The following is an 11952-nucleotide window of genomic DNA, read 5'->3' on the forward strand; positions in this document are numbered from 1 at the left end:
GAGTTAAAAGTTAAACTTTCTAAAAGCTATTCTTCCACATCATACTTTCGACCGGACGAACCGTTTTGCGGTTGTATTTTGCATTGCCTTTGCTGTTGTAAAATGTTTCAATATCTCCTTCAACAACAAAATAAATCAATTGGCCAATAGGCATGCCTGCATAAATTCGGACAGGCTGTGCGACTGAAATTTCCAATGTCCAGGTGTTGCAAAAACCTACATCGCCTTTTCCAGCTGTGGCATGGATATCAATGCCCAACCGTCCCGTGCTCGATTTTCCTTCCAAAAAAGGAACATGCGCATGCGTTTCTGTGTATTCTAAGGTCACACCCAAATACAAGGTATTTGGCTCTAAGACATAACCATTTTCAGGAATTTCAAAATGAGTAATCTCGTTGTGCGCTTTTGCGTCCAACACTCTGGAATTGTAGGTTGCCAAATATTTTCCCAAATGCACATCGTATGAATTGGTGCCCAATCCTGCACGGTCAAATGGCTCAATAATTATCGTTCCTTTTTCTATTTCTTCTAAAATTCTTGTATCTGATAAAATCATATCCTGCTCCCTAAAAACTATGTGAAGATTAGAGAGGAATCAAAAATACACTATTAGGCTAAATTTCAAGCAAAAAATACCAAATTCTTGAGTAAATTTGAGCATGAGCTTAGTGTATCTGCGGGAATTAGACTCCGAAACGAAATTTGCAATTTGGAAAATTGAAGAAACAGCCGATGAATTGTTGTCAGAATTACAGCTGAATGAAGTAGAGCAAGCAAAATTAGATTCTATGAATCGAGGCAAACGCATTCTGCATTGGCTCGCCACCCGTGTTTTGTTACGTCAGCTTCTGAAAACGGATAAATTTATCAATTGTCCTTCCGACGAAAATGGCAAACCCTATCTGCCGGATTTCGATTATAAAATCTCTTTGACACATTCGTATGAATATGCTGGATTGTTGATGAGCACCAAAGGTGAATGTGGAATCGATATTGAAATTGTAAAAGAGAAAGTCCTAAAAATAAAAGAAAAGTTTCTAAAGCCAGAAGAATTGGTTTTTATGCAAGAGGACAATTACGTGAAACAGCTATATGCATGCTGGTGTGCAAAAGAAGCCGTGTATAAATTGCAGGGAAATAGAGGCGTTTCTTTTTTGCAAGATATGACTATCCGCCCATTTACGTATCAGAAACAAGGCGTGTTGCAACTTGATTTGCAAACATCTTCTCTTCGTACATTTGAAGTGCATTACGAAGAGTTTGGCGAATACATGCTGGGCTATGTTGTCGAATGATTAAGGATTAATCTGCCGTTCTAGCTCATCCTTTTTTAGCTCCAATCGTTTGTTGCTTTTATAAATGCGAACAGCAATTAAAAAATAAGCAAGCAACAAAGGACCATATACTAAGCCCATAATCCCAAATAACGGAATACCGATGATTACGCCAACTACGGTGATGATTGGGTGAATATCGCCGATTTTCTTCGCGATAAGCAGTCGCAAAACATTATCGATATTGATAACCAATCCGAAGCCATAAATCAATAAACCAACTCCGGACCAAGTAGCGCCTTGAGTCATCAAAATTATAGAAGCAGGAACGAATATCAATGGTGGCCCTAAAAGCGGAATAAACGATAAAATCGCGCAGATTACGCCCCAAAACAAAGGGTCTGATGCACCAAAAATCCAAAACCCAAGTGATAGACAAGCACCTTGAACAATGGCGATAAATGTTTGTCCAATAATGTTCGAATAAGTAATGTTTTTTAGTTCTTCCCCAAAAACTTTCGCGTCCTTATCATCAAAAGGCATGTAATTGACCAAGCTATTTTCAAATCCTTTGTAATTCACGAATAGAAAGTAAAGGATAAAATACATCACTGTAATCTCTAGAAATAGATTGGCTGCGCCACCGAGAAGTGACGTGAGCAGTTTCCCAAAGTAGGTTGAGCTGGCTTGCAGCTGTTCCTGAAGAATATCGGGCTTACCTAATTTATCTCCCGCAAAATTATTGATAGCAGTAACAATATCGGATATCCATTTCGGGTTATCCTGCAGTTCGACAGCCTTATTGACCAGCATGGTACCGATACCAATAAACGGCAGAACAATGATGAACACCGAGATAATAATTATGGTTACTGATGATAGCGCCTTATTCCAATGCAGTTTTTCAATTAAGTAAATGTTCAGGTTACGAAATAACGTGTACATGACCAATGTACCCAAAATGGCACCAACAATTCCCTTGACCGCATAGGCAAGAAACAAACCAAGAACAACAACAATGATAAGAATAATCCTATTCCGCTCCTTTTGAGAAAATACCGGGTTGTTATTTAGCGTCATATTATTTTACTTCTAAAAATTAGGTTTTCGTTTTTCTAGGAAAGCAGCAACGCCTTCCTTAAAATCACTACTCGCAAAATTCTTACCAAAAGAATCGATTTCAAGCTGATATCCATTCTGATTTTTATCCAATCCTGCATTTACGACTTCGATTGCATTAGCGATAGCAACTTTGGAACGCTTAAACATTTGATTCAATAAGCTAATTGCTTTTCCTTTTGCTTCAGAAGCTTCTTCCACATAATTCACCAGCCCCCATTGCAACGCATCAGTTGATGAAATCATATCGCCGGTCAAAATCATTTCCAATGCTTTTCCTCTTCCCACAAGCTCTGTCAGACGCTGTGTTCCTCCGTATCCTGGAATAATTCCGAGCGAAACTTCTGGAAGTCCCATTTTAGCCTCTTTGCTAGCGACGCGAAGATGGCAAGCCAATGCAAGTTCCAAACCTCCACCTAGCGCAAATCCGTTGATGACTGCAACAATCGGTTTTGGAGAATGGTACAACGTATCCATGACTTCGTGCCCGTCCTTAGAAAGTTGCATTCCCTCTTCCATCGACAGACCTAAAAACTCACTAATGTCTGCACCTGCGACAAATGCCTTTTCGCCAGCACCAGTTAAAATCATGCCCCAAACTTCCTTATCTTGCTGAATAGATAAAACTGCTAAACGAATTTCTTGTAAGGTTTCCGCAGTCAATGCGTTTAACTTGGATTCCCGATTGATGGTAATTGTGGCAATCCGGCCTTCAGTTTCAATTAAAATATTTCTAAAAACATCCATACTTAAAAATTTAGATTAAGGGATACTCTAATCCTGTCTTTATTTACATTTGGCAAATCCGTGTAATTTAATCGCCTTACATATTCAACACGCAAAACGTTTAAAATGTTATCAATTCCCGCCGAAGCTTCCCAATATGGTTTTTTTCCAATTATTTGAGTGTATGGAGTTCCATTCTCATCTTTGTCAAATTCAACGACTTCATCACTAAGATAAGGATTATTTCGGTCAGATAATTGTCCATAAAATAATTGCGTCCCCCAGATTTCTCTCAATTTCAATCGCTTGAACAAAGGGATTTTATTAAAGAAATATCCTTGCGCTTGATGAATAAATGAAAACTTAGCGAACTGGTCTGCCGCAAATTCCATGCTTCGCATCAAATCAAAATCAACCTCGTGCCTATCAAATTCATCTTTTACGTTTGGCATTTCCAGCAAAGGATAAGGGAGCGTTCCCCAGATTTTACCACCAGAAAGGGTAATGTCGGCGAAACCCAGCTGATTCATGAACAGGCGTTTGGAAACCATTGCACGAAGTGCATCAAATCCATAGTTCGCATCCAAAAAATTCGGAATTCCTTTATTATATTGAACGGTGAATACGGGATACTTCTCGACAATCGTGCTTCGGGTCAGATTTCGGTAGTAAAATTTTTCATTCGGAGCCCATCTAAAAGTCACATGTGCATCGCTTGTGACAATGGGGTCAATAGGCGAATGTGGAGCTGCAGAAGATAGAAGCTGTAAATCACCCGCTGCTGCGCGCCGCTGATGGGTAAATCCTGTAGTAAAACTGACGTGATTTCCAAACTCAATCACATGGCGCAAGCGGAAAGCTTCCGTTTCCAGAAACTTAAAAGGCTTATTGCTTCTAAAACTTTCAAAAAAACTATCTCCTTTTTTGAAACCAATCCCTTTTCCCGGCTCGAAAACGTCGCTTTGAATCAAGCCTTCCAGATAATGTGCCGGAAACGTGGATACCGAACTTCCGTTTAACGAAACGGCTGAGCGCAAAAAGTATTTTAACGTTTCGTCTTTTGTGCCGTATGCGGCATAGCCTTCAAAATAAACTTTGTCCGATAAAGCATCAGTCGTCCGCCCCCCAAGCCTTATTCTATTGCCTTCCAGTTCGTTAAAACTATAGGCATACTCCAAAGGCCCCAACTCAAATGCTCCGAGGTTATGGTATCCCTGACCGATTAAATATCCTACAGATAAAAGACGTTTAAAGGCCTTGGTATTATTCAGGGAATCTACATTCTGATAGGTCTTCAACTCCGTTGAAGACAAAGCAATCGGTCTTTTAAAGTCCGTGTACCGTTGGTTGTCAGGCTCCAACTTATATTCCAAAGGCGCTCCTTGAAACACCGTGTTTGGAATTTCGGATTGTAAATCATATTTGCTGTTCACAGCAATGCGTTCTCCAAAAACAGCGTCTGATTTACCAACTCCAAAGATTATTTTTGCCTGGCTTTTAACCAGTACCAATCGCCCATTTTCATGAGGCTGATAGTTCAGATTAATATCCAATTGATTGACCCAATTCAAATTCGCCTGCTGGTCCATTTTTAACCGTGCTTCCTTGACTGCAAAATGTTCATCCATCGAAATGTTGATTGTGCCTCGGAATAATAAGTCTTCGGGATTGCGAGGCTCGAAAGCCAATTTGATATAGGATTTATTGTCTTGAACAAGCGTATCAATGATGTAGTACTTGTAATAAATCTTCGCGTTATCAGCGATTGGGCTTAATAATAGTTTATTGATGATGAATATACTTTCGTCATAAACATCCACTTCTTGAAATAGATAATTGATGTACGATTCTATATTTGGGTTATTGACATAACGTTTGTCAAATTCGGTCTTTTCCTGCCTATAGACAATCTTTTTTTGATTCGCTGGATTCTTTTGGCTGTATGCTTTCGCTAAGTTTTCCTCTTGATAAACGGTCAGCAATTCTTTTCCAGGAAAGGATGTTGAATCGATATTTTGGAAGAAAAACTTGATTTGACCCATATTGTTTTTGAAGATGGGACGAGGATTGACGAAGCCGAATTTTATTTTGTTGTATTGGTCGAATTGTATTTTATCAATTCCGGATAATCGATTTTGAGCTTTGTGTTTAATTACTTGGTCAATAAGTTCGACAGCGGGATTATTTCGGTTGCTGTATTTTCTTTTTCTAGAAATTTCAATCGTTTCAATCAGGTTGTCGGTCTCTTCCAAATAGACATTGATGTGCTGGGAATTTCTGAGGATGCTAAACGATTCGCGGAAACCTAAAGCATTTACCTTAAGCTGAATAGGAAAAGGTAGAGTGGTGGGGATTGAGAAATTTCCTAAGGAATCAGAAGAAGTGCCTACAGTCGGAGAAAGTGTTATAGTCGCCCCAGCAATTCCCTCGCCTGTCGATTCATTAATAATTTTACCCTTCAAGAGTTCTTGCCCACAAGCAACCCCTGCACTGACGTAAAAAATAAATATTGTGAATACTATGTATTTTAATACCAACCGTTCCCTCCTCATAAAATTTTTTGGGTCGCATATAAAGATACAATTTGTTCCCAAACATCAAAATCCAAAAATAGAAAACGTAAAATTTTATCGCATTGCTACGATTAGCCCTGATTATTAGTTTAGTTGTATAAGAAAATCAGGATACACTCCAATTAAAAGCGTAAGTGCTGCCGCAATGAAAAATACCAATTGATAATTTAAAGGAATAAGCACTTTGCTATTCTCTTCTTGCGTACGGAAATACATGTTGACAACAACACGCAAATAGTAGAAAACACCTACAACCGCGTTAATTGCCGCAAGCACCAGCAAGATTATGTGGTAATCTTGCATCACTGCATTAAACATCATAAACTTTCCGATAAACCCTGCGGTTAGAGGAATTCCGGCTAACGATAACATTGCAATTGTTAGCAATAAAGCCAGCAAAGGATTGGTTTTAGCTAATCCATTAAACGATTCGAATTGTTCCGAACCTACTTTTCTTTTGACAATAATCAATATCCCAAATGCCGTAACAGAAGCTAAAGAATAAGCCGTTGCATACGTAAAAATCCCGCTAGCAGAATCTGCACCAAGCGATACAATGGCAAAAAGCATGTATCCAGCATGAGCAATACTCGAATAAGCTAACATGCGCTTGAAGCTTGATTGCATTAGCGCTGAAATATTTCCAACAAATAGGGTGATGATACAGATGGTCAATAAAACTGGTGTCCAAAAATCATTCAAAGGAACTAACACCGTACTGAACAACCTTAAAAATCCTGCAAACGAAGCTACTTTTACGACCGTACTCATGTAGCTCGTAATCAAAATCGGAGCTCCTTCGTACACATCTGGTGTCCAGAAATGAAACGGTGCGGCGCCAATCTTAAAACATAAACCGACTAAAATCAATAAAATCCCAGCATAAAACAATGGCGAAATTCCCTGAGGATTAGCAATCACATATTGTTTCAAACCTTCCAAGTCAAAAGTTACGGTCGCTCCATACATCAACGTAATTCCGAACAATAAAAATCCGGTCGAAAATGCGCCCATGATAAAGTATTTCAGCGAAGCTTCATTCGATACTAAATCCCGTTTGCGTATACCTACCAAAATATATAAAGCCACGGACATAATCTCAATGCCGATAAACAGCATCGCAAAATTATGGTAAGAACAGACCAATAAAGCGCCTGTCACCGAAAATAAAATCAATGAATAATATTCTGCTACATTATCGCTAATGGCTTTAAAATATTCTTTAGAAAGCAGTACGATTAAAATCGTTACGATGATGCAAAGCGATGAAAACGAAAGGGCAAGATGGTCAAACAAAACCATGCCGTTGTATAAAGGTGTCGCATCTGTATTCCACAGACTGATTTCAAACCCTAAGGCAAGTAAAAGTCCGGCAATCGTAACAGGCAACAAAGCACCTTTGGCATTGTATAATCCTAAGTATAATACAAGTATTGCTAATAATGAAAGTGTAATAATGGCACCCATAATCTATCGTATAAAAACTTAGTTATTTTATTTGTTGAATAAGTTGAATGACTGACGCTTCTGATAATTTTAATAAAGCATTTGGAAAAATTCCCAAATACAAAATAAAAACAGAAACAATTCCTAGAACCAATACTTCATAGCCCTGTACATCTTTTACTTGAATGTGTTCTGCATGCAAAGTTCCCAACATCGTGTTTTGATACAATCGCAACATATAAACTGCACCAAATATTAAGGTTAAGCCACCAAAGACAGCATACCAAACATTGGTGCTAAAAATTCCTTTCAATAGTAAAAATTCACCTATAAATCCATTCGTTAATGGCAAGCCAATGGCTCCCATAACGATTAGCAGGAAAAACACAGCCAAAATAGGCATGCGATACGCCAAACCGCCCAACTCGCTTAAGTTTCGCGAATTTGTGCGTTGCTGGATAATGTCAATAATAAAAAACAATCCGATTACGCTGATACCGTGATTGACCATTTGAATCATTGCTCCTTGCATTCCTTCAATGTGAATAGAAAAAACACCCGCTGAAATCAATCCAACGTGAGCAATCGATGAATATGCAATCAAACGTTTTGCATCATTTTGCTGAAAGGCAATAATCGACGCATATACAATTCCAATCACACAAAGAACTAAAGCAACTGCCCCGTAAATTTGCGTTCCGATTGGCGCGATAGGCAATAACCATCTGAACAAGCCATAGATACCCATTTTCAACATAATTCCGGCTAACAGCATTGTTCCTGCCGCTGGAGCATTTGTGTAGGTATCGGGTTGCCAAGTATGAAAAGGGAAAATCGGAATTTTAATTGCGAAAGCAATAAAGAAACCCCAGAAAATATAACGCTGAATACCTCCCGGCAATTGCAAAGCTTTGAATGAAGCCCATTCAAAATCACCGTTCGGAGTTTGATGATACAGGTAGATAATCCCAATCAGCATCAATAAACTTCCGAAAAAAGTATAAATAAAGAATTTTAAGTTGACACAGATACGGTCACCTTCGCCCCAAAGCGCGCAGATAAAATAAATCGGAATCAATGCAATTTCCCATCCTACGTAGAATGTGAAGGCATCCAACGCAGTAAAAACCAATACCAGCCCTGCCTGCATAAAGGAAACTAAAGCATAGAAATTCCCTTTAAATGTTTTGCCAAATGTGGTCAAGACAATTAAAGGAACTAATCCATTGGTCAAAAGAATTAATGGTAAACTGATACCATCCAATCCCAAATGAAAATGAATATTTAGACTTGCAATCCATGTAAAAGTGGACTCAAATTGCATGCTTGCATCTGGAACAAAATTACATAGAAAAGGTACTGTGGCGACAACCTGGATTAGAGAAAGTACCAAAGCAATCCATTTTGCAGTTTGCGAATTTTTCACAAATGCAAGAATGCATGCGCTTAATACTGGTATTAATAATAATATAAATAGGTTATCCATTTGATTCTATTCGTAATAATTTTATCTAACTATATAAAAGTCCATAAAGCATAATGGCGATGACACCCAACACCATCATAAAGATGTAGAAAGTGACATAACCGCTTTGCAACTGCCTAATTCCTTTGCCTGAAAAGACGAAAAATGACCCAATTCCATTCACCAGTCCGTCGATTAATGATTTATCGACCACTTTGTATAAAAATCTAGATGCCGCATTTAATGGCTGAACAATTACTTTATCGTATAACTCGTCGATGTATAACTTCTTGTATGATAAATTGTACAAAGCCCCAGTTTCTTCGCCATCTGCTTTGGGAATTTCATTGTTGCTGACATATTTGCGGTAAGCGAAAATTGCCATTGCAATCGCAGCTAAAGCAGAAACTGCCATTAAAATATATTCCGTTTCATGAGAAAGATGGAACGGTGTTGCAATCGCTTGGCTATCCGCGAAAACTGGCTGTAAAAAACTAGCCAACCAATGGTTGCCATGCAAAGCTTCAGGAACATTCAACAATCCTCCGCCGATTGCCAATATCGCTAAAATAATCAACGGAACAGTCATCTGCCATGGAGATTCGTGCAAATGCGATTGTTGTGCTTCCGTTCCTCTAAATTTACCGAAGAACGTTAGGTATAATAACCTGAACATGTAAAAAGCGGTAAAGAATGCAGCCAGCAAGCCTAATCCCCATAGAACGGGATTCGCAAAAAAGGCATGCGCTAATATTTCATCTTTGGAGAAAAATCCAGATAATGGTGGAATTCCGGCAATCGCGATGGTTCCGATGAGCATCGTCACGTAGGTTATTGGTAATGCTTTTTTCAACCCCCCCATGTTGCGCATGTCTTGCTCATTGCTCATCGCATGAATGACAGAACCTGCACCTAAAAATAATAAGGCTTTAAAAAATGCGTGTGTGATGACATGGAAAAATGCGCCAGTAAACGCGCCAACTCCCAATCCCAAAAACATGTAGCCTAATTGAGATACTGTTGAATACGCTAATACTTTTTTGATATCATTTTGCGTAATCGCAATAAATGCCGCAACTAGTGCTGTCGCAATACCAATCACAGCAATGAGCTGCATAGTAATCGGTGATAGTGTAAATAAAATATTCGAGCGCGCAATCATGTAAATACCGGCAGTTACCATCGTCGCTGCGTGGATTAATGCAGAAACCGGTGTTGGTCCCGCCATCGCATCAGGCAACCAAGTAAACAATGGAATCTGTGCAGACTTACCGCTAGCTCCGATGAATAATAAAATGGTAATCAATAAAAGCGTAGAATCTCCTGAAGTCATGCCCGTAGCTTGGGAAAAGACGGTAGAGAATTCTAACGAACCAAATGTGTCCAAGATAAAAAAGACAGCTAACAAAAAGCCCAAATCTCCTATTCGATTCATGACGAAAGCTTTCTTTGCCGCTGAGGCAAAGGAACCATTTTTGTACCAAAAACCGATTAATAGGTACGAACATAATCCAACCCCCTCCCAGCCGATAAACATGATTAGGTAATTGGAGCCCAATACCAGTAAAAGCATGAAGAAGATAAACAGGTTCAAGTAAGCGAAAAACTTACCGAAACCATCGTCATGCGACATGTACGAAACAGAATATAAATGAATCAAAAATCCAATTCCTGTAACGATTAACAGCATAATGGAGCTCAACGGGTCAATCAAGAAAGAAAATGAAACATTTAGATTTCCAACTGTAAACCAATCAAAGTAGTTCTTAAATATTTGTCCGTCTCCTCCGGCTAACCTATCCTGATACACTTCACTGAACAAAGCAATACTGATTATAAAAGACGTTAAAACAGCCCCACAGCCAATAATAGCAATCAGTTTTTTTGGCAAATAGTTTCTTCCCAAACCATTCACTACAAATCCCAAAAGGGGAATTAACGGAATCAACCAAATTAATTCTATCATCTCTAGTTTATGCTTAAAATTAATTGTCCTACCATCTTAATTTATTTAATGAATCAATATCGATTGATTTAGTATTTCGATATACCATGATGACAATGGCTAATCCAACAGCAACTTCTGCCGCGGCCAATGCCATAATAAAGAATACAAAAACCTGTCCGCTCGCATCACCATGATATGCTGAAAATGCAGCCAACAGAAGATTAACTGAATTCAGCATCAGTTCAATTGACATCATGATAATAATGACATTTCTGCGAATCAGCACGCCTATTACGCCAATCGCGAAAATAACACTGCAAAAAATCAAATAATGATTTAATGGAATTCCTTGTATTTGTTCGACTATCGTTCCCATTATGCTTTATTTGTATCTTTTTTTGCCAACAAAACTGCCCCAACCATTGCCGTAAGCAATAAAATAGAGCTCAACTCGAATGGAAGCAAGAAATCCTTAAATAGCACCTGTCCCAAATTTTTCACCAAACCAATATTTGCATGTGGTGTAATAGCTTCATTGTTCACTTCAATCACGCGAAACGCGCCAAGAAAAGTCACCAAAAGACACATTCCCGCAACAGTTCCCATAATCTTTACAATGGTGGACTTCATCGGTTCGGTGTCTTTATTGAGGTTCAATAGCATCAACACGAATAAAAATAACACCATGATTGCGCCCATGTACACGATAAAATTGACGACTGCTAAAAATTGAGCATTCAACAAAATATAGTGAACGGTAAACGTAAAGAAGGTAATGACTAAGTACAAAACACTATGTACCGGATTCTTTGTAAAGATGGTCATCAATGCAAAGAAAATGGACAAAAATGCTACAAAGTAAAATATCGACATCTGTGTTAGGTTATTGAGCTAATTTTGTAATATCAAACTTCGGTTCTACCAATTTATCTTTCCCGTAGATAAAATCTTTTCTCAAGTAATCGGCTGTTACGTGCGGGCCGTCCAAATAAATGGCTTCTTTCGGACATGCTTCTTCACATAGCCCGCAGAAAATACAGCGCAACATATTGATTTCATATACAGAAGCATATTTTTCTTCTCTGTATAATTCTTCTTCCCCTTTTTTACGCTCAGCGGATGTCATCGTAATCGCTTCGGCAGGACAAGACAATGCGCATAAACCGCATGCTGTACAGCGTTCTCTGCCCAATTCGTCGCGCTTTAGCGAATGTTGTCCTCTAAAATTTTTAGAATACGGACGAATCTGTTCCGGATATTTAACAGTCGGAATTTTCTTAAAAAAGTGTTTGATTGTAATCGAAAGTCCACGAGCAATGGCAGGCAAATAAATGCGCTCCCAAAAATTCATTGGTCTTTGTTCGATTACTTTTTTTCTATTTGATAATGATTCCATCTTCG

The 11952-nt window shown here is 38.6% G+C and carries 11 protein-coding genes; 1 reads left to right on the forward strand and 10 read right to left on the reverse strand.

What is annotated here, in order from left to right:
* Nucleotides 1–19: 19 nt before the first annotated feature.
* Nucleotides 20–556, reverse strand: a complete 537-nt coding sequence (gene dcd / locus C4F49_RS02740) for a dCTP deaminase (protein WP_196934327.1) — start codon at nucleotides 554–556, stop codon at nucleotides 20–22.
* Nucleotides 557–659: 103 nt separating this feature from the next.
* Here dcd and C4F49_RS02745 point away from each other — a divergent pair, with 103 nt between their 5' ends.
* A complete protein-coding gene (locus C4F49_RS02745) occupies nucleotides 660–1295 on the forward strand; it encodes a 4'-phosphopantetheinyl transferase family protein (RefSeq protein WP_196934328.1) in 636 nt (211 codons plus the stop codon).
* On the opposite strand, the gene C4F49_RS02750 is transcribed toward C4F49_RS02745, so the two are convergent.
* From C4F49_RS02750 to C4F49_RS02790, 9 genes are all read right to left on the reverse strand, one after another.
* Entirely contained in the window at nucleotides 1296–2354 is a 1059-nt protein-coding gene (locus tag C4F49_RS02750) for an AI-2E family transporter (RefSeq protein WP_196934329.1), read from the reverse strand.
* 12 nt (nucleotides 2355–2366) lie between these two features.
* Entirely contained in the window at nucleotides 2367–3140 is a 774-nt protein-coding gene (locus C4F49_RS02755; protein WP_196934330.1) for an enoyl-CoA hydratase/isomerase family protein, read from the reverse strand.
* A 2-nt stretch (nucleotides 3141–3142) separates the two neighbouring features.
* The gene (locus tag C4F49_RS02760; RefSeq protein ID WP_196934331.1) at nucleotides 3143–5671 is read right to left on the reverse strand and encodes a DUF5686 family protein; all 2529 of its coding nucleotides are present in this window, start codon (nucleotides 5669–5671) and stop codon (nucleotides 3143–3145) included.
* 105 nt (nucleotides 5672–5776) lie between these two features.
* Nucleotides 5777–7159 (reverse strand): NADH-quinone oxidoreductase subunit N, encoded by a 1383-nt coding sequence (locus C4F49_RS02765; protein ID WP_196934332.1) that lies wholly within the window; start codon nucleotides 7157–7159, stop codon nucleotides 5777–5779.
* Nucleotides 7160–7181: 22 nt separating this feature from the next.
* Nucleotides 7182–8624, reverse strand: a complete 1443-nt coding sequence (locus C4F49_RS02770; protein ID WP_196934333.1) for a complex I subunit 4 family protein — start codon at nucleotides 8622–8624, stop codon at nucleotides 7182–7184.
* Nucleotides 8625–8649: 25 nt separating this feature from the next.
* Complete coding sequence (gene nuoL / locus C4F49_RS02775; RefSeq protein ID WP_196934334.1) at nucleotides 8650–10569, reverse strand: NADH-quinone oxidoreductase subunit L; 1920 nt, start codon at nucleotides 10567–10569, stop codon at nucleotides 8650–8652.
* Between the two features lie 28 nt (nucleotides 10570–10597).
* Entirely contained in the window at nucleotides 10598–10927 is a 330-nt protein-coding gene (gene nuoK, locus C4F49_RS02780) for an NADH-quinone oxidoreductase subunit NuoK (protein ID WP_196934335.1), read from the reverse strand.
* Nucleotides 10927–11424: an NADH-quinone oxidoreductase subunit J family protein gene (locus C4F49_RS02785; protein WP_196934336.1), complete on the reverse strand. Its 498-nt coding sequence runs from the start codon at nucleotides 11422–11424 to the stop codon at nucleotides 10927–10929. The genes nuoK and C4F49_RS02785 overlap by 1 nt, the downstream gene beginning before the upstream one ends.
* Before the next feature lie 10 nt (nucleotides 11425–11434).
* On the reverse strand, nucleotides 11435–11947 hold the full coding sequence (locus tag C4F49_RS02790) for a NuoI/complex I 23 kDa subunit family protein (protein ID WP_196934337.1): 513 nt from the start codon (nucleotides 11945–11947) through the stop codon (nucleotides 11435–11437).
* Between the last annotated feature and the right edge of the window lie 5 nt (nucleotides 11948–11952).

It is taken from the genome of Sphingobacterium hungaricum, assembly GCF_015210005.1.
GTDB lineage: Bacteria > Bacteroidota > Bacteroidia > Sphingobacteriales > Sphingobacteriaceae > Sphingobacterium > Sphingobacterium hungaricum.